Source organism: Methanobacterium sp. (assembly GCF_016217785.1).
GTDB lineage: Archaea > Methanobacteriota > Methanobacteria > Methanobacteriales > Methanobacteriaceae > Methanobacterium.
The window spans coordinates 1-24,549 of record NZ_JACRGA010000010.1; the positions used below are offsets into that span (position 1 = coordinate 1).

22 protein-coding genes are annotated in these 24,549 nt (G+C 39.0%); 15 read left to right on the plus strand and 7 right to left on the minus strand.

Annotated elements, in window-relative coordinates:
• Positions 1 to 137, minus strand: a 137-nt coding sequence (locus HY987_RS04520) for a class III signal peptide-containing protein (RefSeq protein WP_292756245.1), incomplete at its 3' end; no start/stop codon positions are given.
• Between the two features lie 194 nt (positions 138 to 331).
• Between HY987_RS04520 and HY987_RS04525 the strand changes: the two genes are divergently transcribed.
• The 7 genes from HY987_RS04525 (at position 332) to HY987_RS04555 (ending at position 5,922) form a co-directional block, all read left to right on the plus strand.
• A complete protein-coding gene (locus tag HY987_RS04525; protein WP_292756065.1) occupies positions 332 to 895 on the plus strand; it encodes a hypothetical protein in 564 nt (187 codons plus the stop codon).
• Between the two features lie 351 nt (positions 896 to 1,246).
• On the plus strand, positions 1,247 to 2,407 hold the full coding sequence (locus HY987_RS04530) for a UDP-N-acetylglucosamine--N-acetylmuramyl-(pentapeptide) pyrophosphoryl-undecaprenol N-acetylglucosamine transferase (protein WP_292756067.1): 1,161 nt from the start codon (positions 1,247 to 1,249) through the stop codon (positions 2,405 to 2,407).
• A gap of 194 nt (positions 2,408 to 2,601) precedes the next feature.
• Positions 2,602 to 3,903 carry a hypothetical protein gene (locus tag HY987_RS04535; RefSeq protein WP_292756068.1) on the plus strand — a complete coding sequence of 434 codons (1,302 nt, stop codon included), beginning with the start codon at positions 2,602 to 2,604 and terminating at the stop codon, positions 3,901 to 3,903.
• Positions 3,900 to 4,595, plus strand: a complete 696-nt coding sequence (locus HY987_RS04540; RefSeq protein WP_292756070.1) for a metal-dependent hydrolase — start codon at positions 3,900 to 3,902, stop codon at positions 4,593 to 4,595. The genes HY987_RS04535 and HY987_RS04540 overlap by 4 nt, the downstream gene beginning before the upstream one ends.
• 4 nt (positions 4,596 to 4,599) lie before the next feature.
• Entirely contained in the window at positions 4,600 to 5,244 is a 645-nt protein-coding gene (locus HY987_RS04545; protein ID WP_292756072.1) for an Era-like GTP-binding protein, read from the plus strand.
• An 11-nt stretch (positions 5,245 to 5,255) separates the two neighbouring features.
• Positions 5,256 to 5,639, plus strand: coding sequence for a DUF2073 domain-containing protein (locus tag HY987_RS04550; protein WP_292756074.1), 384 nt, complete (start codon positions 5,256 to 5,258; stop codon positions 5,637 to 5,639).
• Complete coding sequence (locus HY987_RS04555) at positions 5,623 to 5,922, plus strand: Zn-ribbon containing protein (protein ID WP_292756076.1); 300 nt, start codon at positions 5,623 to 5,625, stop codon at positions 5,920 to 5,922. Before HY987_RS04550 ends, HY987_RS04555 begins: the two co-directional genes overlap by 17 nt.
• Positions 5,923 to 6,050: 128 nt before the next feature.
• Here the strand turns inward: HY987_RS04555 and rqcH are convergent, their stop codons facing one another.
• Entirely contained in the window at positions 6,051 to 8,234 is a 2,184-nt protein-coding gene (gene rqcH / locus HY987_RS04560; RefSeq protein ID WP_292756078.1) for a ribosome rescue protein RqcH, read from the minus strand.
• A 59-nt stretch (positions 8,235 to 8,293) separates the two neighbouring features.
• Here rqcH and HY987_RS04565 point away from each other — a divergent pair, with 59 nt between their 5' ends.
• The gene (locus HY987_RS04565) at positions 8,294 to 8,575 is read left to right on the plus strand and encodes a hypothetical protein (RefSeq protein WP_292756080.1); all 282 of its coding nucleotides are present in this window, start codon (positions 8,294 to 8,296) and stop codon (positions 8,573 to 8,575) included.
• 246 nt (positions 8,576 to 8,821) lie between these two features.
• Here HY987_RS04565 and HY987_RS04570 read toward each other — a convergent pair whose 3' ends face one another.
• Positions 8,822 to 10,636 carry a DUF2070 family protein gene (locus tag HY987_RS04570; protein ID WP_292756082.1) on the minus strand — a complete coding sequence of 605 codons (1,815 nt, stop codon included), beginning with the start codon at positions 10,634 to 10,636 and terminating at the stop codon, positions 8,822 to 8,824.
• Positions 10,637 to 11,396: 760 nt separating this feature from the next.
• Here HY987_RS04570 and HY987_RS04575 point away from each other — a divergent pair.
• From HY987_RS04575 to HY987_RS04595, 5 genes are all read left to right on the plus strand, one after another.
• The gene (locus tag HY987_RS04575; protein ID WP_292756083.1) at positions 11,397 to 11,957 is read left to right on the plus strand and encodes a hypothetical protein; all 561 of its coding nucleotides are present in this window, start codon (positions 11,397 to 11,399) and stop codon (positions 11,955 to 11,957) included.
• Positions 11,958 to 12,081: 124 nt separating this feature from the next.
• Complete coding sequence (locus HY987_RS04580) at positions 12,082 to 12,630, plus strand: FumA C-terminus/TtdB family hydratase beta subunit (protein WP_292756085.1); 549 nt, start codon at positions 12,082 to 12,084, stop codon at positions 12,628 to 12,630.
• A gap of 129 nt (positions 12,631 to 12,759) precedes the next feature.
• A complete protein-coding gene (locus HY987_RS04585) occupies positions 12,760 to 13,554 on the plus strand; it encodes a DUF6282 family protein (protein WP_292756246.1) in 795 nt (264 codons plus the stop codon).
• A 55-nt stretch (positions 13,555 to 13,609) separates the two neighbouring features.
• Positions 13,610 to 14,014 carry a hypothetical protein gene (locus HY987_RS04590; protein ID WP_292756087.1) on the plus strand — a complete coding sequence of 135 codons (405 nt, stop codon included), beginning with the start codon at positions 13,610 to 13,612 and terminating at the stop codon, positions 14,012 to 14,014.
• Between the two features lie 603 nt (positions 14,015 to 14,617).
• On the plus strand, positions 14,618 to 14,809 hold the full coding sequence (locus HY987_RS04595; protein WP_292756088.1) for a ferredoxin family protein: 192 nt from the start codon (positions 14,618 to 14,620) through the stop codon (positions 14,807 to 14,809).
• Between the two features lie 99 nt (positions 14,810 to 14,908).
• Here the strand turns inward: HY987_RS04595 and HY987_RS04600 are convergent, their stop codons facing one another.
• From HY987_RS04600 to HY987_RS04615, 4 genes are all read right to left on the minus strand, one after another.
• Positions 14,909 to 15,139 (minus strand): hypothetical protein, encoded by a 231-nt coding sequence (locus HY987_RS04600; RefSeq protein ID WP_292756090.1) that lies wholly within the window; start codon positions 15,137 to 15,139, stop codon positions 14,909 to 14,911.
• A gap of 239 nt (positions 15,140 to 15,378) precedes the next feature.
• Complete coding sequence (locus HY987_RS04605) at positions 15,379 to 17,745, minus strand: PAS domain S-box protein (RefSeq protein ID WP_292756092.1); 2,367 nt, start codon at positions 17,743 to 17,745, stop codon at positions 15,379 to 15,381.
• Between the two features lie 20 nt (positions 17,746 to 17,765).
• Complete coding sequence (locus tag HY987_RS04610; RefSeq protein ID WP_292756094.1) at positions 17,766 to 18,440, minus strand: alpha/beta hydrolase; 675 nt, start codon at positions 18,438 to 18,440, stop codon at positions 17,766 to 17,768.
• Between the two features lie 273 nt (positions 18,441 to 18,713).
• Positions 18,714 to 20,855 carry an acetate--CoA ligase family protein gene (locus HY987_RS04615; RefSeq protein WP_292756096.1) on the minus strand — a complete coding sequence of 714 codons (2,142 nt, stop codon included), beginning with the start codon at positions 20,853 to 20,855 and terminating at the stop codon, positions 18,714 to 18,716.
• Between the two features lie 791 nt (positions 20,856 to 21,646).
• On the opposite strand from HY987_RS04615, the gene HY987_RS04620 reads away from it, so the two are divergent.
• Both HY987_RS04620 and HY987_RS04625 read left to right on the plus strand, forming a co-directional pair.
• Complete coding sequence (locus HY987_RS04620) at positions 21,647 to 22,912, plus strand: zinc chelation protein SecC (RefSeq protein ID WP_292756098.1); 1,266 nt, start codon at positions 21,647 to 21,649, stop codon at positions 22,910 to 22,912.
• A gap of 86 nt (positions 22,913 to 22,998) precedes the next feature.
• Entirely contained in the window at positions 22,999 to 24,408 is a 1,410-nt protein-coding gene (locus HY987_RS04625; protein ID WP_292756100.1) for a HEPN domain-containing protein, read from the plus strand.
• Positions 24,409 to 24,549: the final 141 nt, after the last annotated feature.

Genomic DNA, 24,549 nt, shown 5'->3' on the forward strand with positions numbered 1-24,549 from the left:
GCTGCGTTTAGTCCAGAGTTACTGCTGAAGTATGCTCGATATATTAGTAGTGCAGCTATTGCTATAACGATAACTCCACCAAACAATAAGATATATTCAGCTGCTCCTTGTCCACCTTCATCTTTTAAAAAGCTCATATATTTTTACCTCCATGGACATATTTTTATATATATACTATTACTGTTTTTGTAATACAATATAATTGTTGCTATAAACAACATTGTTCTTGTACTTCTATTCTGTATTATCTCTCCTATCCTATTCACACATAATTATCGTTTATATACTTCTTTGTGCATATTATCACATACTAATTAAGAGGGTTGTGACCATGCCCAAAAACTACAATTTACGAAGACAGATCATGGAAGTTTTAGAAAATGATGAACTATCCAAAAAAAAGATTTTGGAAGTTATAAGATCCAAATCAGGGATAGGCACATCAGACAAGACATTCAACGAATCATTAATGGTGCTTCTGCGTGAAGGGCAGATCTACATCGCAGATTATGATTTCACAATTTATGATGGTGTTAAGAGGATACAATCCCTAAGACCAGAGGGTATTGTCTTCGGTGTTTCCAGAATGGATTTTGTGGAAATAGAAACCATCCTTAAACAGATGGAAAGCAAGGATCACGAGGAGGTCTACCGGGCATCCAAGAACCTTAAAAGAATTTTCCGCAGGAAGATTGAGGAACTTCATACTGAAGGAACCCTCAACAACCCCAACGGAGCAGACTCTCTTTTTAACCAGACCATTTTCTACATGAACTCCCTGGGTGAAGAACAAAAAAGAGCCCTCCGGAACAAATTAGCCTGGAGTTTAAGTAATAACAAAGGATCCCTTGAATTATTTAAGAGCATAGTCTCTTTCGTGGAATCACAGGACTAAAACATCACCTAATCCCAAAAATTAACCCAATTAGATGTTATAAAACCTAACTATCAGGGTTCACCCCAAATTATAACTCTTTTAACAGAATTTTAAGCTGATTAAAATTATTACATATCTTTATAAGATGAATTAACCTATTTTTTTTAATTTTTAGTAAAAAGAAGAAAGCAAAACTTGTAACTGAATTCGTTATCATGAAATTCATTTATAAAGGTTTATAATCTTATTCAAAGTATAAGCAATTACAACTATTAAAACCAGTTAAGACCTTTTTAACCAAGTTACTTTTACACAAAACTCAGGATCATGAATCTATAAATTGTGTACCTAAAAATAAAAGTGGACTAAATGAAAGTACTCCTAATACCCTGTGGCATTGGAATGGGACACACCTCCCGTTCGGTGGCTTTAGCTCAAAAATTAGAAGCAGATGGTGATGAGGTTCTCTTTGCCAGTTACGGTTCTGGCTACCAGATGCTAAACGAGTACAGTGACTACGATGTGGTGAAACTCCCCACTATCAAGTTTTACGGGAGTTCAGGTGAGCTGAACTTCAAACACACCGCCCTCAAGTCCATAGACGCACCTTACATTTTCCTGAAAAGTATCTACCACGAATCCCGCATAATCAAGGAATTCAACCCAGACGTGGTTGTCTCAGACTCCCACTACTCAGTTCCCATCACCTGCAAGGTACTGGGCATACCCTGCGTCCTGGTGAGTAACGACCTGGCACCGGAGCTTAAGGAAGTTAACCAGAAAGACCGTACCCTGGAGTACCTGGAAAACGGCTTGCAACGTTTCATAAAGGATGTCTCCCGACTCTGTGACTCAATTATCATACCGGACATTCAAAACTCCTATGAGGTACCAGCCCCGATACGTCATCGGGTGAACTTCACCGGACCCATACTGAAGATGGACACCCATCTAATGGCCAGTAAAAAGGAGCTCAGGCAACGATTTAGATTTGGAAAATCTGAAAAAATGGTAATGGCCACTGTTGGGGGGTCAGAATTCGGGAACAAACTTTTAAAACTGCTGCACCAGGCAGCACCCGATCTGGACTGTGATCGAATAATACTGGTCACCGGGCCCCAGATAAAACTGGATCTGGAATCATCCCCCAGGATAATATGCAAACGATTTCTGGGAGACATCATGGAGTGGATGAAACTATCCGACTTCCTGGTGAGCCTGGCTGGGCACACCACCTCTATGGAAATTGCTTCTCTGGGCATTCCCAGCCTGATGGTCCCTATAGAAAATCATCCGGAGCAGCTGAAAAACGCCATGAAAATGAAAAACTATGGAATAGCCCACCTGGAGAACATGGGCACTTTAACATCAGAGAAGTTATCGGAAAACATCAACCACCTCCTGGAAGATCAGGATCTCAAGAAGAATGCAGAAAAAACCAGGAACATATTTTCACAGTACAACGGAACCGAAGATGCAGTGAGCATCATCCGGAGTTGTGTGGAAACTGGAGATGAATTTTCAGACTAGAATTATTATTTTTTAGAGGGGTTGGGCAAAGATCTGGTATATGAAATCCGGAAAATATTAATAATTGTTAAGGCCCATTTAGAATTAGAAATTCAATATTTTAAGACCCATATTGAAAGGATGATAATAATTGGTGTGTGATGAAACTAATAATTTATAAAGAATCCTTAACATAATAAGATTGGAGGTATGAGATGATCAATTTAATTGTCAGCGTTTTTGGGGCTCTCTTGGTTATCGGTGGTTTTTATTTCATGTACCTTGGTTTTAACATCCCACCAAACCCTGTAGCTTTCTTTGTAGGGTTAATCGCATCCGTTTTAGGACTTATTTTACTGATATTTTTTGGCAGCAGGATAGACTTCTCAAAAGGGGCTATGCCCAAACCAAAAAAGGCAAAAACCCCAAAGGCAGCGGTAACTGCACCTGTAAAACCGAAAAAAATGCCTGTTAAGGATAAAAAACCTTCAAAACCAGCCCAAACTCCGGAACCGCGGGCTATAAAACCAAAACCACGCCTTAGGGAAGAACCTAAATTTGGACCAGCACCAACATCCACACTACCCTTCAAAAAGGACACCTCAGCTGGAAGGGCCATAACCCCTAAAAAGAAGGTAGAAACACCATCAACACAAAAAATGGATGAAACAATCCCCTCAACTCAGAAATCAACCACACTACCTCCTGATCTAGCCACTAAACCAAAAACACCACCTAAAAAGATAGCTCCCGTTAAAAAAGCCACTGAAGATAAGGCAACAGAAAAACCGGAAATTGGCAAAAAAGAGGAAGCTGAACTTCCCCAGGTAAAACCCTTTAAGATCAAAGAAAAAAAAGATGAAAAAGTAGTACCTGTCCCCAAATCTGTACTGGAAACCGCTGACAAGGAACGCCTGAAGGAACTCCAAACCCGTACCGGACGGGATGATCAGTTCGTTAAAAACAGACTGGACAAACTCAAGGAAAACTATATCCAGAATGCCAAGGACATTGAAAGCATCATCGACGAACGGTTAGATTCATTTAAGGGAACCATTGATAAATTAAAGACAGATTCAACTGAACCATCCATAATATGGTCTTTTGAGGCTCAGGATGTTCAGGAAGCCATGAAGGACACCATAGTAACTGCCGAGAGTAAGCTACTGATGATGTACCCCTGGGTGCGTAACATTGATGTGAGCATCCTGAAAAAGTTCATGGACACCGAGAGCCGTATGATCATCCAGGAAGCAAGCCTGGACGATGATGCATCGGTGGAGTTAATAAAACTCCTCCAGGATAAAGATGTAAAGATCAGGACCATGCCCCACGTGCACACCGTGGCCATTGTAGCAGATGATGCTAATGGTCTTATAATATCCACTGACCCCATATACGAAAGCTATGAAGTGGGAGTTATCTACAAGGACAAAAAATCCATACTGGAAATTGAAAGAATGTTCGAAGATGCCTGGGGCATATCACAGGAAATAGATCTGGAGCTGAAAAAATGAGGATCCGGTGGCTGGGACATTCAGCCTTCCACATATCAACTGACACTGATATTAACATTTTAATTGATCCCTTCATGCGCAATAATCCTGCCTGCCCAGTGAATGCAGAAGATGTTAAGGCCGATATAATATGCGTCACCCATGGACATAAAGACCATTTCGGAGATGCAGTGGAATTAGCACAAAGAAACAGTGCCCTCGTAGTGTGCAACCATGAGCACTCGGTTTACCTCTCCCAGCTGGGACTGGAAACAAGTGGTATGAACATGGGAGGAACCATTGAAGAGGCGGGAATAAAGATCACCATGGTCAACGCCATTCACTCTTCAGATATGGACTTTATAGAGGGTATAGGTCCCGGGGGAAGTTCCTCTGGGTACATACTGGAACTGGAAAATGAGAGGAAGATATACCACTCCGGAGACACCGGTATTTTCGGGGATATGAAAACTGTCATAAATGATATTTACCAGCCACACATTGCATTACTCCCCATTGGAGACCGTTACACCATGGGGATTACTGAAGCTTGCATTGCTGCTAAATGGATAGAACCGGAAGTCATAATACCCATGCATTACAACACATTCCCAGTGATAGAACAGGATCCCTACCAGTTCAAAGATATGGTTGAAAAAACCACCGAGACCAAAGTTGCAGTTCTTAAACCCGGTGAAACTTACCAAGAGTGATTTAATGGTCGATATCATGCGCATATTCAGAAAAAAATTTTTCACAGACATCTTCAACAAACTAATTGGAAAAGAAAAAAAACTCAAAATAGGATTCTACGGTCACCCTAACTCAGGGAAAACCACCCTTGCCAACCGGATGACCAAGGACTGGACCGGGAAATCCCTGGGACTGGTTTCAGAAATACCACACGAAACCAGAAGGGTGTACCGACAGGAACGAGTAACCCTTAACTACGATGGTGTGGAACTGGATTTTGATATCATTGACACCCCGGGAATAGCCACCAAAATCGATTATAAAAACTTCTTACAGTATGGCCTATCTGAAGAGGAAGCCAAAGAAAGAGCTAAAGAAGCCACAAAGGGCATAATAGAAGCTATTAAATGGTTAGATGATGTTACTGGTGTTCTACTCGTGGTGGACTCCACCAAGGATCCCCTCACCCAGGCCAACATAACCATAATCGGTAACCTGGAAGCTCGTAAAATACCATTTGTAATTGTGGCCAACAAGGTGGATCTGCCGGAGTCCAATCCAGAAAGGATTCTCTCAGTGTTCCCCCAGCACAAAGTGGTGTCTATCTCCGCCCTCCACGGTGAAAACACCGATAAACTGTACCAGGCCATGGTGGACAAGTTTAACTAAAGGTGATATAAATGGATGACACTGATACCAACAGTCTCAAAATGGATTTTCTCTCATCAGATGCACTTAAAGCCCAAAGTAGCATTGAAAAAATATCCATGATCGTGGAAAAGGTTAAAAAGGGCGAACTTCTGGTAATTGAAGGTGGATTGGAACCTGAAGAAGAGGCAGAGCTAATCGAAACCACCATGCGTGAGATCGATGTGGAAAGCTTCATGGGTATTGATATCTACACCCTGGAAAAGGATGAAAGCTCCTTTTTCGGACTTTCCAAGAAGAAAACAGTGGGTATTACCATTATCGGCCCGGCAAATGTCATGAAAGCAGTGAAAAGGAAGTCAAACTTCCTGTCAATGGTGGCCAGCCTCGGTGGTAGTGATGCATCGATGTATTAAATGCGGCCAGGAATACGAAGACTCAGAAGACCTCATCCTTAAAGGCTGCCCAAACTGTGGTAGTAAATTCTTTGAATTCCACCAGGAAGGAAAAGTCAAAGAGATCAAGGAAATTAAGGGCAGTTCTGTGGAGACCATAATGGTCAAGGAACACGGGGTTTATGAGGTTAACCTGGAATCCCTGATGGCCGATGAATCAGTCATAGTCTCTGATGAAGAGGGAAAATACCTTATTGATATTAATTACATCCTGAAAAAGAAGATTAAAGAAAAAAATAAATAATTTTTTTTATGAAAAGTTTTTTTTATTGAACTGCAAGTTTTTTTATATTGAAGTGAGATTTCTTTATTGAATTGTAAGAAAAAAAGGTTTTTTTAGAAACCTAATAATTTTAAAAGCTTTCTAATATTTTAATACCTTTTCTTTCCTTCAAAATCACACTTACCCGACGGTAATACCCGTATAACATCTTCCAGGGTCAGGATCCGTTCTGGATCGATCTTTTTAAGAACAGCCCGTGCAATTTCCTCTTTCTTGGTAAAACCAGGCTTCAGCACCACGTAGTTATCAGTGTATTTAGCCACAGCTTCAGCTGGACCAGCCATGATCCGCTCACCCTCATAATCCACAATACCCACTGCTATCTTGAGTGGTATTCCCCGGAGATAGTTACGGCTCCCCCTGATTATGAAGGCCCCTCTGGCCACGAACTCACCGGACTGGGGTGTTTTGGATACCTGGTCCGGGTGTACCCAGTAAACATCCTGGGAACCATAACCCTTATTCCATGCACTGGAAAAGGATGCTGCCAGGGTACCGGCTTCCTGGATGGTTGATTCAGGAATTTCTCCCTCAACTTCACCTTTTTTGATAACCACAGAGGGAGCTCCGTGTATGTCGGAGTGGAGGTAAATATCGTTGTTATCCAGGTAACGTTTCACCACCAGTTCATTGGTACCGGCATCCCGACCACCAATAACCAGGAGTCCCTCAGAGGACAGGAACCACCTGAGCTTCTCGAACCATTTAAGCTCCTTGCGCACCCTTTTCTGAGGCACTTGCACCCGTTCCAGGGCCATTTCCCGTTTGTTGCGTTTTCTTTCCACATCTTTCTTGGTGCGTTCAATGGCTATGTTAACTCCCTTGATCTTCCGTTTGGCCTTTTTACCCTTGTTATAATATTTCTCCGCATTTTCAGGGATCTCCAGGTTGGCATCAACGGTTATCCTTTCACCCTCCAGATTCAAAAGGAGCACACCCATTTTATCCATGGATTCAATGATCTGTGCCTCAACCATTCCTTCTTTACGTGCTTTTTTAAGTTTTGATGCGATTTCCATCCAGGAGAACTTCTCCCGGGCCTGGTGGATGATGTCCAGCAGGTTCTGAACCTCGGAGTAGTGGGCATAGAGAAGGTTACCCTTCTTTTTGGTTTCAATTATGGTTTTCTGGAATTTTTTCAGGGTATCTTCCTGTATACGGAGTCTTTTTTCGTATTTGCCCACTTCTTTGGCCCAGATATCCTCCTGAACCTTTTTGATATCAGCACCAACCTTTCCACTGTAGAACTCATCAGCGGCCTGGTTAAAGGTTTCAAAGCGTTCCTTCTTGAAATCTTGGTAGGTTAAAATATCAAGGGGTAGAACATCCTCTTTGCCTTTTTTAGGTTTTTTATCTGGAGACTTTTTTTGGGTAATTCCTGTTACTTTATCTGGAGTAGTTTCCTTTGCTTCATCTGGAGTAGTTTCCGCTGATTCGTCTTGAGTAGTTTTAGTTGCTTCATTTTTGGTAGATTCGGATGTTTCATGTTGGTTAGGTTCTGTTACTCCGCTACTGGTTTCATCTTCATTTTCTTCACCTTCAATGACTTCCCTCACGATCTGTGGCTGGAATTTGAAGGTTTTTAGTGGTTTGAAGAGTTCGGTCATGCTCTGATAAATGGCTTCAACATCACTTTCACTGACTTCATGTGCCGGGAGTTTTTTATCCACACCCGAACGCAGGAATATTTCCTCGGAGTACATTCCTCCCAGACCACTCCTGGCCAGTGTACGGATAAGGTCAGAATCAGAATTTGCGAATAAATCCTTCAAATCTTCCAGTTCAACATTCAGGATATGAATGCCCCTCTCTTCGGGGTACTGGTATTCTTCCTTAGATGTTATCTTCCTACCCTGTGCATGGCGATGTTTCAGTGGTAGGATAATTCGGTTATCTTCATCCAAAAGTATTATATTGCCTTGAGAGAAAAGTTCAACAACCAAAGTAAAGCGATGTTCCTTCTGGATGTCAATTTCCAGGATACGGTCAAAGTTATGTTGCCGGACCCCCTTCACTGTAGCATTCTTCAAATGCTTACGCAGAAGCATGGGAAATGACGGTGGCACTTTAGGATTTTCAGGCGGATACTGAGTGGTGTGCACCCTTAAACCTGCCTGGAATGCTACATCTACCCGTCCCTTTCCCGGGACGTGGAATCGTATGATCACAGTGTCCCTGGTGGGCTGGTATGCTTTCTGCACCCTGGCTTCTTTTAGGAGTTCATCAAGTTCATGGGAGATGGCGTAAAGATCAACATTGGACATTGCTTTCATGAGAGTGCACCTTTATCTATATTATATGGTTGTGACCATAGTTAAAACGGAGGAAAAATATGGACATTGAAATTAAGTTAACCAGTATACATTCTGCATTGGCTATAGTTGCAGGAGCCATATCATTCTTACTATCCACCGGCGCCATAAGTGCTCTGGGTAAAAACGAATTCCTGGCAGTTCTATCAGGGCTTTTGATCCTTTATTTGACTGGACAGCTTTCTGAGCGAATCTTCGGCAAGGAAGAAGTTGGTGGGATGAAAGGATGGCTCTGGAGCGGTATTCTACCATTCTTCTTTGTATGGGTAATTGTATGGGTTCTCTTCTACAATATGTATTGAGGATATTTTACCATACCTCTTTTTATTTGACCCTTAATTCTTTCAAAACCCTTAATTTTTTCAAAAAATCATTTTCCTGATTAATTTTTTTTATATTGCTGTTTTAGACTTTTGAACAAATTCACCTCAAGTCTACGTAAGGATACTCCTTACTTACCATCATTTAGCCCATTAATTACCTCTATTTAACCCATTACTTATCCTCATTTAGTGTGTAGTAATAATAAAACTTGTGGGAAGTTGACTTTAAAAGGTCCAGTAGAATATCCAGATAAATACAAAGATCAGTGCCAGCACGAACACCAGTGGTGCTACTATCCGGCTTACCGCCACTATGGAGCTGATGGTGGTTACCAGTTCAGTGGCATGGGTGGGGCCCAGGGTGTTTATACTTGATAGTTTCACAGTCTTAACACCAACCATAACTGGTTCCAAATCGTTTAAAGCATTTTTAGTGCATTCTACCACTTTTTCTATTATTATGTCCCTGTCTCTAATTCCCAGTGGGTTATGGCCACCGGAGAGGGTGTTGACAAAGTGGGTGTCGGTGGTCATCACCTCAGCGTTATCCAGTCCCAGTTTTTCCACTTCACCCAGTATCTCCTCCCTGAAACCTATGACCATGTTGTTGGCATCCAGGAGGATGTAGGCAGTTTTCTGGTTGTTAACATCCAGCACCATGACTTTAACTCCACTTTGACCTACACCGCTCCTTTTACTTAATTCAGAAATGGTGTCATTGGCACATCCCATTTTAAGCTCGCTTTCTGAGGGTTTTTCCAGTTTTTCCACTGCATCTAGAAGCTGGAAAACCTCGGGGTTTCCAGGCAGCACCCGTCCGGATTCTCCCTTGAAGGAGTTATGGCAGTCCACCAGCACCACATTTTCTGCTTTGGTATGTCCCTGCGCTGCTTTAATAAGGGCCAGGCCCACTCCAAAATCAATATCATCAAAGCCATGGGGTGCGAATGTGGCTAGGAGTACCAGATTATCTCCGAAGTACTGGGCTCCCAGTTTAGCATTCTCGTGTTCAACCTGAATGAACTGGCTGGCTTTTTTAGAGTACTCCATATCGTCCAGTGCTTTTAGAACCACATCTTTGATTTTGCAGATTTCCTTAGAGCTCACCGGGTTAAAGTCGTGGGTGGAAGGGCCGTGGCTGACCATGGTGAATGGTTCCAGGTTCTTTGCCAGGACCGTGGGCATATTTCCCCCTCCAATGTTTCCCACTGGACCGGGATGGACACAGGGAGATATGAACAATCCTTTCACTCCATTTTCACCCTTAAAACTAACCACACCCACCAGGGTGTCTATGGGTTCTCCCATGTCTTCGAAGAGTGTTTCCATGGCACGTGACCCTTCGGTGTACTGTGCTATGAAGAGGGATAATAATTCCAGACCCCCCACCCCCAGGTTTCGCCTGATGGGGGATTCAATCACCAGCATGAAGGAGTAAATAGCTATCATTAATATTAACCCTGCGATGAGTCCTTTCAGGGCCACGGCTATGATACTGAATGATCCGATGTTGGTGGTGATGCTGGTTAAAAATACTATCACCACCACCATGCTCAGGATGAGAACCGGCTGGATAGCTGATATTAAAATGGATCTAATTGCCCCTATGTTGGATGTGCCCCAGATAATGAATATACGCAGACCAAAGGCCAGGGCACAGCCCAGTATCAGCGCATCAATAACATAACTGTAGACAGTGTAGGTGGACACCAGACTACCCACAACGTAAACCAGAGCCACCACTACCATGGTCAGGAGGGATATGAACATGGATTGCTTCATCTTCATGTGTCTTCCTTCCATGGCATTGACCAGTGGCTGGGTTATGGCCCCATCCATTATGGAGGTTAGTCCGAAGATCAGGAAGCCTGCAGATCCACCATAAACTATACTATCGAATAGGGATGATAATGGTTCAAAATAGGCGGCAATAGCACCAGTAAGGAAACTGAGAAATGTCATGGTTAAAATAGATATCCTGCTGGGTGGAAGGGTTACCATGTACTTGGAAAGATCAGTAATGTTATCAACAGCTGACATAATTCACCTCTTAATAGATTCAAAACAATGATAATGATTGTTACAATTATTGGGATATAACAGTATAATTGACTTAATATATTAGTCTGTTCTCTTTATTTATAGATTATTAATTAATTTTATGGGTTTAGTATAATTAACAAATAGTTTTAGTATTTTTTCTTGATTTTCTAAGATTCTAAGAGTAGCGTTTACATAGATATCAAAATTAATAAAACTATTCTATATTAAATCCCTTAAGTTAATTAAAGATTAACATTAGTTTAATATATAAATATAAAAAAGTAATACCTTTGGAATAAGGCGAAGTGATGAACTTCCAGTCATGTTCCCCACTATTTTGAAAGATCTTCCTTGAGAAATTCACCAAATTTTTTTTAAATCAACCAAAAATTTTAAAAAAATCCAGGGATCTTAATTTATCTGTAATGCAAATAAATGTAATGACATGTATCTAATGAATACAACTCATTAATCAGTACTCTCCACAATCTTGTTATAATCCGGTAAGAATACGATTCATAATGTAATAATACGATTCTCAAACAGTTTTGAATCATTTTTTTCTTCCAATGTCCTCTCTGAAACCATGTTTCCAAAAAACATTAATACACAAATAATAAACCTATATTTATTAGGTGGGGTTATACCTGGATTACTAAGAATGGTAAGAAAAATAATTTCATTTCACACTCATCTAATTGTTAAAAAAATTTCAAAAATTGTCATTTGAATAAATCCAAGGGTTCAAGGTGTGTTAATGGTTTTAAAGGGAACTAAAACCAAAAAATTCATTCGTTCCACCAGCGGTGGTTACCTCTTCTGCAATTACTGTGGAGGATACTATAAACTAAAAAATGATGAGTCACCCCGTGACTTTGTAAAGTGTGAGTGTGGTAACCCTTTAGAATTCTGCAAGACCCATCAAGATTTGCAATTAAAAAGTTATAACCGTAACCGGAATAAAGAAGCTTTTGATTCCTTTCATGACAGATTATCTGAAAGAAGAGAATCCCTTAAAAGTCTTCTCCCCAAAATAGAGATTGGCGATGATTTTATTGATGAGATGTTTGAAGAAGAGGAGTTATGGGATGTCATTGACCTTGAAGTCAATTTAACCCGTCAAAAGAATTATCTGAATATTATACTGGAAGAAGAACGTTTAATGGCCGCTATTGGGGAAAAAAAGGCCAGAGTTAAGAACCCTGGCGTTATGGATAAAATTATCCGTTTTTACGAAGAAACAGACCCCCTAATCTTATTGGGGGCGGTTATACTTATCCTGATTGTTATTCTTGTTCTGGTGGTATTTCTGGGATAAAAAATTTATTTTATTTAAAGGGGTTAATTCTGGTACAACAAATTTAAAACAGGGATATCTAACAAGAAAAGTCTGTTAAAAAAATTTATAAATTTATAAAAATTCATTAAAGGTGCTAAAAAACATGATCGTTCATCTCAAAACACCCTTAACCAAGGAAGACACTCAAAAATTAAGAATCAAAGATTCAGTGTACATCTCCGGAACCATTTACACTGCACGTGACAGTGCCCACAAGCGCATAATCGAGACTGGATCCCCTGTTGACCTGGAAGGGGCAGTCATATTCCATGCCGGACCCATAATAAAAAAAGAGGACGATGATACCTACCAGATGGTGGCAGTAGGACCCACCACCAGCACCCGTATGAACCCCTACCAGGCAGAAGTACTGGACCAGGGAGCCCTGGCAGTCATTGGAAAGGGAGGGATGGATGAAAAAACTGCCGAAGCACTAAAAAGGAATGGTGCTGTGTTCCTGGCGGCGGTAGGTGGTTGCGCTGCACTCTATGTCAGTTCAGTTCTTAAGATAAATAGTGTCCACTGGCTGGATCTGGGAGTGCCAGAAGCAGTCTGGGAACTGGAAGTCAAAGATTTCGGACCACTGATAGTTACCATGGACTCAAATGGTGGTAATCTGTATGAAGAGGTTCGAAGAAGAGGCAATCCTTAAAAAGATAACCCTGATATGTGCAGTAGGTTCCTGGAATATATCCTGAGTTTTAAAAAAATAAGATAACCTCCCTACAAAAATATCAGGATTTGATGGTATAGGATTTGAAGATATTAGGATTTGAAGATAATGAATACCAACCCAGAAACAAAGCAGACAGAAATCCTCAAGGGTTTCATGGACACCCACATCCACACCAGTCCCGATGTTAAACCTCGATTGTTGAATGATTACGAGGCGGCCCTGGAGGCCCAGGAGAAGGGCATGGCTGGAATTGTGCTTAAGTCCCATGTAGAATCTACTGCTGGCCGGGCTTACATAACCCACAGGATGACCGGGCTCCCAGTAACAGGTGGTGTAACCCTTAACCTAACTGTAGGGGGATTGAACGCAGAAGCAGTCAGGACCACTGCTTTAATGGGTGGTAAAATAATATGGCTCCCCACCATCCATCACCAGGAAATAAAACTTGATCATAATGCTTTAAATGAAATACTGCACCTGATAAAGGATAATAACCTGGTACTGGCCACGGGTCATCTAAATCCTGAGGAGATTTTCCAGGTACTGGATCAGTGCCGTAGTTTGGGTGTAGAAAAAATAATGGTAAACCATCCCTTAACACGGGTGGTGGGAGCATCACTGGATGAACAGAAGGAAATGGCCTGCCACGCATACTTGGAGCACTGTTGGGTGGCTACCATGCCCCAACATGATAAACTGGACCCTGAAGTTATGGCTGAGGCTATAAAAGAGGTGGGGGCTAAGCATTGCATTCTGGCCACAGACTTCGGACAGGATCATAACCCCAGACCAGTGTTGGGGATGCAGATGATGATGGCCAGCATGATCAAGCAGGGAATTTCCTGGGAAGATATAACCCTAATGTGTCGAGATAACCCGAAAAACCTGTTATATGATTAAATATTATAGTAAATAACTGTATAGTTAACCGTAATATGGTTAAATAATCTGTTACATGATTAGAATGAATCACATACACCCCACAAACCTATGGATCAAATACGAAGCATTAACTAATGGCTATTTTTTCTCTTTAAAATGGGAAGACCAATGTTTAGTTATAAAACAGTTTTCTAAACATGAAAATCAAGATGAACAGAAAATCATACCCAGTGATGAAGAATGGGAAGATTTCTGGCATTACATTGATGAAATAAAAATCTGGGACTGGTATGAAGAGTACAGAGTCACCTGCGAGGATAGTTGCGTTGAGGATGATGAATGGGAAGTTGATATTATATTCGGGGACCTGAAAGTTGAATCCCATGGTGCCAACAGTTATCCCCCAACATTTAGAGAGTTCCTGAAGGCAATTGAAGAGTTAACTGGTATCATCATTGAATTTATTCAGCACGACTGATGATCAATGGTGATCGATGGTGATCAATTTACTGGGTGATCAATTGTATATACTGATATTCTAATGTAGAATCACAGGTATGATTGGTGAATATTTTTGTTGGAAATGAAACCAAGGGTTTCTACTTCCGAGGGTGTTTCTACTTTAATTGGTGTACTTCAAAATACTAGGTACTCAAAATACTAGGTACTCAAAAAAAACATTTGATAAATTTTACTCACAAACAATTTTGAAAAGATTTCTTTAATAAAATGGTTACTTTAATTTAAGGAACATGGTTACTTTAAAAAAATGGGTAAAACAAGATGCAAATTTCACATTTCTTTAATTTTTTAGCCCAACCAATCTTCATACTGCTAACTGTAAAATGATTAATTTGAGAAAGTACTCTATTTTGGGGAGTCAGTATACATGTGGTTGTTGAAAAACACCTGTTTTGTCAATTTTCTCCCAAGTCCTACCTTGACTATACTTCCAGACAGATAATCTAACAGATTCAGACTAGTGTTAATAGAAATTATTGAAGGTGATGATTGATCTTGGGTCCGAATGTGATAAATTATTTTAATTTAAAAAATCATCTAATTTTCAAGGAGGAAATTTATGCCTAAAATCGAAATCGATCCAAAATTGTGCAGCAAGTGCGGTACCTGTGTAACCAACTGCCCGGTGGGTATCTTCCAGCAGGCGGATGATGATTCAGTACCCCTGGTGGTGGATACTGATAAATGTATACTCTGCGGCATGTGTGTGGATAACTGTCCCAAGGATGCAGTGAAGCACGAGAATTTTTAGATCATACTATTTTACTTTTTAGATTTACCTATTTGCTTATTTCATCAAAAACCTGTTATTCTATCTGAGAATGGTGATTATTATCTAAAAATTGATTATCTATCTGAAAGAGGTGATTAATCCTTCCAAATCACATGGTGAGATCTCATAACTTGCCAGATTACCTGTAATTATAACTTTACACCTGTTTCTAGGGGTGGACTTGGTTTTACTGAAACTGATAACCATCCGGTCCTCCATAACCTTTATTTGATCCACATCATCATGGGAAATATCAAAGGATTCCTCTGTACCATCTAGATAATGCACAGTTAACATACCCACATCCATAACTAATCACCCCTTTTTTTTTATTTACATCAAGTCTAAGTATTTCAACTTTTTATCAGGTTTCCAATCAACAATTTCAACTTTTTCAGACCCCACTCATTCAATTCATAATTTCAGTACCTTATTGAGGTCTATACTTTTATGGGGTATACTTCTATAGAGTCTATACTTTATTTCTACCATTTCCTAACCATATACTTAGTTGAGTAGGTATTTATTGAGTGGAGCCCCTAAATCACTTAGATCCTTTTTTTATAGGATAATTCTTTAAATGTGATTATAAATTTAGTTCCATGGCTTCTATCGAGCTTGATCTCACCATCCAGTTGTTCTGTTAAACTATTTACCAGTTGCAGGCCAAGTGATACTGGGTGTTTGAAATCGAAATCCATGGGAATACCAATTCCATTATCACTTATTACCATCCTATATTCTCCATGGTCTTTTTTAATGGATACATACACTTCTCCTTCCCTACCATGGGGGAATGCGTATTTTAGGCTGTTGGAAAACAGTTCACTTATTATCAGCCCACAGGGAACCGCAGTCTCCATATTCAGGTCAACATCATCCACCTCTACCTTAAAGTTAACATTCTGTATGGTGCTGTATGAGTAGAATAAATCGGAAACAAGTCTCTGGACGTACTCTTCGAATTTAATATGGGTGAAGTCCTTGGATTGGTATAGTTTTTCATGGATCATGGCCATGGACTTAACCCGGTTCTGACTCTCCTTTAAAACATCTAGAGCAACTTCTTCATCATCTTTCAAATGCTGGCTTTGTAGACTGAGTAAACTGGATATGATCTGCATGTTATTTTTCACCCGGTGGTGTATCTCCTTAATCAGGATCTTCTTCTCATTTATTGATGATTTTAAGTTATCAATGGCGTTCTTCCTTTCAGTTGTATCGGTGGCAATCACCAGGACAGAATTAATTTCACCATCTTTTTTTATGGGGACTAATTGTGATTCAACCCAGCTGTACTCATCCTTTCTGTTAATCAATTTGTACTGGAATGGTTTCACAGTCTCTCCCTTTAAAGCATGTGAAAATTTTTCCCGCTGAAAGGTGCTGTCTTCTGAGGGGAATATTCCCAGTTCAGAGAAGTTTCGACCAATTAATTTTCCAGGGGATACGCCGGTAAATTCGGCGGCAGCACTGTTAACATCCAGAATAACACCATTTAAATCCACAAGTATGGTGTAGTTTGGATTGGATTCAAAAAGAGTGCGGTATTTCTCTTCATTATCCTGCAGTGCTTTTTCCGCATATTTACGCTGGGTGATATCCATTAACATACCAGATATGATCTTATCTGTTAGATTAGCACTTATTAACATGTTAATTGTGTTACCAATATGGGAAACCATTTCTAATTCATATTGGTCTAATTTACCATCAGTTTTAAGTTTGCCAATGAATTCCTGCCTTTTTTCAGGATTTTTATATAAATCCGTGATTTTGTTTGCCTTGAGATCCTCCACACTTTCGAATTTCAAAATTTTAGTTGCAGATTGATTGGCAAAAAGTATATCCCCGGCTAGATTGGTTTTATATATACCAACCATGGAATTATCCACCAGTTCCCTGTAACTTTTTTCACTTAAAAATAACGATTTTTCAGTAAGTAACTGGCGAAGGAGCACCATCAAAATGATTGTTCCCACCACTAATTCCATTAACCCTATATTTGGTTGAGATTGGATTTTATTGGCCCATACGAGTAATATGAATGCAATCATGGCCCATATAAGGGGTAAATAAGAATCGAGGCTTGATCTGGTGGCGTAGGGTAAATATTCAATATATTTATAAAGGTTATATTTTTTATCACTGGCCTGTAAAATGGCTGCTAAACCCACCAATAACAAACCCAGGATCCATCCGGTGTCCAGTAAACCCCCTGAAATGTAGGTTCCCTGTAATGTCTGGTAGGAGTAAATACAATCACTTACAATTTGACAGATCACTCCCAAACCAAGAAGTATCAGTGGATCGTAGTATTCTTCTTTAAACCGACCATATATGAGTCTTATAAGGGCGAAAAACAGGACAAAATCACCAATAATATAGGTTATGGCTATTAAACTACCTAAAAACCCTTCTGGATTGGAAAGATTAGGTTCTATTAAGAAAATCCAGAAAATAAGGCCCACTGTCAATATCACGATTCCCATTTCCAGAATGATTTTAAGTTCTTCCAAGTGGCTGAAGTTATCTCTAGGCAGGAAAAAGATACCCAGGGCAAAAAGAGGATAAAATAACAGGTAAAAAATATCGGCTACCGATGGGAATGGATTATGATTATACCCCAACTCTAAAACGCCCCAGGTTATATCTCCCAGAGCATAGCATAAAACTGCAACTGCCATGAGCATCCAGGCAATTTGCACATGCCGGCCCTCTTTTTGGGAGCAATAGGATGCATAGAACAAAGTAATACTCACCAGTAATCCAATTATGGGGCTTGCCAGATCACCGAAAATCATTCTGAGAGTTGGTTCGTCCTGCAGGAGCAGTGAAATAACTACAAAACTAATTACGATAATAACTGATAAAAAAACTGCATTTTTAAAGGATATCAATGGTTTTTTATTCATTTTAACACTTTAAGATAGTTTCACCTATTTGCCGTGTTTTCCAGGATTAACTGGGAAATTTGTTCTGGCATGGAAGCCATGGGTACGTGGGATGTGGGTAACTCCAGATAAGTCCATTCCTGGGGGTGGGATGCAATTTTTTCCCGGGCTACATGGGTTACAGTTACAAACTCGCTTTCTGTGCAGAGAATATAAATTTTAGGTAAGCGGTTTAGTACCTGTGGGTTGAATTCCAGTTTTTCCACATAGGGAGGTGCTGGCTCCAGCCCAGCAAAGGACAGGGGGTCACGACCACCAAGAGCAATCAGATCAAAGAGTGATTGTCCCGGATCAGGTAATGCAGCATCAACGTAGACCAGACTGCTGATCTTATCCGGCATCATGGTGGCAACACCAGTGATAACCATCCCCCCGTAACTGTGCCCCACCAGTACCACATTCTCCAGATGATTTCCAGTTATAATGGTTGAAATCTCTTCAATATGCTCAGTTAGATTGCTCTGGTGTTCATCCTTTAGTGTGGGTGCAAAAACCTGATTGTTATATGTCTGGAGGGAGGGGATAATGGGATCCCATATCCGACCGCCCATCTTGCCGTCAGGAGTATGAATATTGCTTTTAGCAAGTTTGTTCCATGTTTCAGTGGACATGTTACCTCCATGGACCAGTACATAGGTACTTGCTTGAGCCTTCATTTTAAATTCTCTCCTTACTTATCATTCCCTGATTTTAATATGGTAATTATATTTAATATAATTTTATAACATGGATAACGTGGAAAAACAGCCTTATTAAACTGAAAATAAGTTAATCAGAGGTTTTGGGTGATATTAATAAAAAAACAAGTATTATAATAAAATTATCCAAAAAAATATTAGAAGGATCCTATTTTTTTAAAAAAAGGGATTAATATCCATTAAATGTTAATCCCTGGTATTAAATGTTAATTTCGGGTTAGTAATAGGTATTTAGGGGGTTGATTTCAGCCTTGTTGAATGGGGGGAGCTCTGTAACAGGTCGTTGGATTCTCCTTCTTTCAACATCAATCTCATATCAACTGCCAATGCCCCTTCTCCTTCATCAAATACCATTAATGGGTTGATTTCAAACTCGTTGATCTCTGGGAAGTCAGTTACCAGTTGTGAGATTCTCAGGATTATATCTGCTATGGATTCAACATCCCTGGCATTTGCTCCTCGAGCCCCTTCCAGGAGTTCATGAGTTTTGATATTCTTTATCATATCCTTTGCTTCTGCTTCATTTACAGGGGCGATGGCAAATTTAACATCTTCCAGGACTTCCACGTATATACCACCCAGCCCAAACATGAGCATGGAACCAAAGGTGGGGTCCTGCACCATACCAATGATCACTTCAGTACCACCGGATAACATCTTCTGTAACTGAACCCCCTCCAGATCTGCTTCTGGCTCTTTCAGGGGTATGTTTTCCATCATGTCACAGTATGTGGCTTTAACTTCCTGGGCATTCTTCAGGTTAAGTTTAATCCCACCCACATCTGATTTGTGTGAAATCTGTGGGGAGACTATCTTCATAACCAGGGGATATCCTATTTCTTCAGCAGCTTTAACTGTCTCTTCAGATGTTTTGGTGATGGCAGTCCCCACTGTGGGTATCCCATATGCTTTTAAGATATCCAGTGACTCCAGACCCAGGGTGTGCTTGCCTTTTTCCCTTGCATCTTCAATAATGTTTTTCACCAGATTTTTATCCACATCAAATTCCGGAGATTTAGGATATTCCTGTTCCCGGATGATGGTGTAATCATAAAGGGTTTTCATACTCTTAACCGCCCTTTTGGGATACAAGTAGTTGGGTACCTGTTTAGCTGCCAGGAGTTTTTCAGCCCCTTCAAAACGTGTCCCTCCAAAGAAACTGCATAAAATAGGTTTTTCAGTTTTACTCGTGTGTTCAATGGCAACCTGGGCAATTCCCTCAGGGTCAGTGACTGATTGGGGTGTTACCAGGTAGATCACCCCATCCACATTGGGATCTGCCAGGACAGTGTCCAGGGTGAAGGCGTATCTTTCTGGGCTGGCATCACCCAGCACATCCACAGGATTTTTAACACTGGCAGTGGCGGGTAGTCCGTCATTCAATTTTTCTTTAGTTTCCGTGGTGAGTTCAGCTAGTTCAAGTCCGGCCTTTATTGCAGCGTCAGTGGTCATAATAGCCGGACCACCGGCATTGGTGATTATGGCTATTTTGTTCCCTTTAGGGAGGGGGGATAGTGCCAGGGCACTGCTGTAGTCCATCATTTCATCCAGGGAATTCACCCGTATGATCCCGCACTGGGAGAAGGCTGCTTCATAGGCCGAGTCAGATCCGGCAATGGTACCGGTGTGGGAGGAAACTGCTTCTGATCCCTTGGAAGTTGTTCCAGATTTAATAACCAGAACTGGTTTTTTTCGGGAGGCAGCTCTGCAGGCCTCTATGAAACCGGGACCATCAACAATACCTTCCAGGTAGGCGGTTATCACTTCGGTGTTCTCATCATCCATGAAATCCTTCATACAATCATTTTCATTGATCACTGCCTTGTTTCCCAGGCTAACGATCCTGGAAAATCCTATATTCTTTTTATCAGCATAATCCAGGATAGCAGCCATGATAGCTCCGGACTGGGTCATGAAGGATATTTTACCTATATGGGCGATGTCTGATGAGAATGACGCGTTCATGTCATTGTATGTGTCCATTATGCCCAGACAGTTGGGTCCCACCAGTTTAATCTGGTATTCCTTGCATATTTCCACCAGCTGGTTTTCCAGCATGGCTCCTTCTGTGTCAACCTCTTTAAATCCTGCTGAAATCACAACGATGTTCTTTATTCCAGTTTCTCCACATTCTTCAACTGTTGAGGGTATCAGGTGGGAGGGTATGACAATTACTGCCAGGTCCACTGGACCGTGTTCTTTAATGGATTTGTAAGCGGGAATTCCGAGTACTTCGCCGCCTTTAGGATTAATTGGGATAATTTTTCCTTTATAATAATTTAAAAGAGATATCATTAAGTCATAACCAATTTTACCCTTAGTTTCTGATGCACCTATTACTGCAACTGATTTAGCATTAAACATATCAAGCATGTTATCACCTATTCATCTTTAATAATTATAGGGTCCCCTATTTATTATATTCGGGTAATCTGGGGGTTTATCCAGAAAATACTTATAGATAAAGTACTAACTTACTTAATACTCTTTATAATCCTTTTATTTTAGAATCAGAATTAAAACAATTTTATTAAATTAGGGATTGATCTACGATCATTTTTACATATTAACTGGATAGTATAATTTCGAAAATTAATTATTCATTTTGGGTGAATTAGTTTCATTAATGTGAGTGTCAATATGACCCGCAATGAAACAACATTTCAAGATTATTTTTTCCAGGAAAATAAATATTATTCCATTTGCATTGAACAATACTTGGAAGAAATGTACTGTTGAATCAATAATTTCTACAATTAACTAATATTTTTTATTTATACCTTGTGTGAAGAACCACTTCGTTATAGGATAGTATTTTCTCCGCCCGGTGAACTTATTTTTGGATTTTAGGATCTAAAACAAGCTAAAAAACAATATAAGGAAAACATAGTATATAAATTTACCTTATATTGTTTAAGGAATAGTATTTGAAACAAAGAGTAACAGATAATAAATTTTTATTTATATTATTTTTAAGATTCTCTTACATGTCTATGTCAACAGTTAAAAAATGCATTTGAGACTTTATCTAATGTTTAAATAATTAAATTGAGTTAACAACTATTAAAACCACATTTAATCACTAATTTTCCTTTTTTAATAATATTACCATAATAAAATATTTAAGTATATTAAATTACTATTCATACTGGGAGGCAATATTCATGTCAAATAAAAAAATCAAAGATAATCCTTCTTTTGTGGAAATGCGTAAACAGATGAATGGGATAAAAACCTTAAAAGCCATACATGATTTTACATCTATGTTTGGATTAACAACTCCTGAAATTTCAGAAGCATTTTCGGCATTACCCGATTTTTCGGAATATGAATCATTGTTTGAGACTCCAGATCAGTTTAATGAACATTTTGTTAAACTTGGATGGGTAGCACATGATTCAATGAGTGTTGAAGTAATGAAAAATGCTGTTGACTTGGCAGAAAAAGGTGATTTAGACAAAGCAGAAGAGTTATTGGTTGAGTATTATGATGAAGATAATCTTAAACTACAACTAATAAAACTGAACGGCGTTCCAGAATTTAGGATACGTATGGATCTTATTTTAAATGCAAAAATGGATTATCTTGAAGGAAGGTATCATGCATGCATCCCAGTTGTACTTATGATGATGGATGGAGTTGTTGCGGATATTGAACAAAAAGGATTTTTCGCTGATGGGACAGACCTTGAAGCTTGGGATAGTATTGCAGGTCATAGTTCAGGCCTCGCAATGCTTAAAGAAACTCTATTTAAAACCCGTAGAAAAACAACAGCAGAAGAAATTGATATTCCTTATCGAAATGGCATATTACATGGGCGAGATTTAGGATATGCAAACAGAAAATTAGCTGCAAAATGTTGGGCAGCTCTTTTTTCGGTTAATGATATGATTTTGAGTAGAAGAAAAAAACATGAAGAAAAACCTAAAGTAACCTTGAAAAATATTATGAATCAATATGCTGAAACTAAACGGCTTAAGGAATCTTTGATTAGATGGGAACCTCGAAAATTAGTTGTTAATGCTGATTTTCCGGAATCGGGCAAACCTGAAGATTATGATAAAGATAGTCCTGAAAGAGCCACTGTTGAGTTTTTGGATTATTGGATGAGAGAAAATTTTGGATTGATGGTTAATAAAGTCCCATTTATTTATTTGGATGGTAAAACCCATGGAAAACTAGCAGGTGAGTTCAGAAAAGCCTTTGATGGCCAAAAATTGATTAATTATAAAATTTTAGATGTTATTGATGAAGCTGCAGCTATATCTGAAGTGAATTTGGAATTAGAAATCCAAACTACTGATGGTATCCTATCCGATAAAACTACTTTTAGACTTTGCTTTGAAGAAAAAAATGGGAAAATAATGATTCGGGGTGAAGATGGGGGATCTTGGAAAATAGTTTTTGGATATCAAAAATTTTTCAATTGAATACCTAATTGAAGGTAATTTTGTAGTGATTTATTGTAACTTCAATCTTTTTTATTAACAATTATTATAATCATAGGGGGTTTTTCATGGAATCATGGGAATGTTGTGGGTATTGGTGGAGGCCAGATAATGTTGATGAAGTATTTTTAGGAAATTTAAAATATGTCCCGGGTGAAGGAGCTATTTTAACATTATCTGATTTTTCTGATAGAGTAGATATCTTTAAATCTGTATTCGACACGTCAACTTATTATGATATAATATTGGGGGTTTTATCAGACGGGAAAAAAGTAACAGTATACCAAAATTATGTTGTTCATAGTACTGGCCACCATAGTTGGGCTGGAAGAGACAACGTTTACCTTTTATCACTAAAATCTAGATACGTATTTGTAGGCCATCATTTTGAGGAAAGAGACAAAATTCAATTTAAGCTGGTTTCAGTCCAGTATTCTTTTTTAGATGAATGGGTGAACAAACCTGTGCGACTTGGGCCAGATAAGGATGTTTTTGATAAGCCTGAACCTATTCCACTTACAATAAAAGGCAATTTTAAAATTTACGTTGATTTTGAAAAAGTTTCACCTTTTTTTTCATTTAGAGAGTTCACGATTAAACAAACAGCTTATATAATGATAGAATCTTTGAAATCGGGAAATTCATGGGCAGAATATGAAGAAACTATTAATTTTTTAAAGAATTTTTTTACTTTGGCTATTATGGACTCCTCATATTCGCTAAAAATTGAAGGAAAGATTAAAAAAGATAAAGTTCGTAAAAAAAGAATCCTTGGACGAATAGTTGATGAACCAGTAAGATATGCTGATATTGGTATTTATATTACCGGTACAAAATTTCCTGAACTTTCAGAGAGCTTATCTGCAGAAGACATGCTTTTTTCATATCCTCAAATTAAATCCAACGTTAACTCTCTCTTACGTAATTGGCTCGTGAATTCATCGCTATTTAAAATAATATACAATACTTATTTTGGTACCATTTTTAAGGGAGATGAAATGTTTATTGAAAATCAATTTCTTAACGTTATAACAACTCTTGAAGCTTATCATCGATCTATTACAAGTAACATTGAAATAAACGAATATTTACATAAAAAAAGAGTTGATACTATAATTGATGGAGCTCCTGAAGATTATAAAACATGGATATCACATAAACTGACTCATAGTAATGAACCTAATTTAAGAACAAGATTGTATGAAATTATGTTGCCTTATACGGAAATTTTTAAAGATAAACGGAGAATCGATAGTTTTATATATAAAATATTAAATAACCGCAATTCTCTTGTTCATCCAGAGAAGGATAGGGATATAGATTATAAACAACTTTTTAATATTTTAGTAATTCTTAAAATAGTGTTTGAATTGTATTTATTAGAACATATGGGATTTGAAACAGAAATGGTTAAAGAATTAATCAATAAAAAGAAAGAAAAAAAGATTACTGCATTCAAATATATGAAAATGGTTTAATGATATCTATTCGGATACTATTTGCAGTATTTAAAAAACTTTTTACAAGGATTTTATAAACAAATCATGCTCTTTATGTAAACTATTTTAACAATGAAAGAAATGGAGTATTCTTTTCATTGATTTACCAGGCCGTAATTC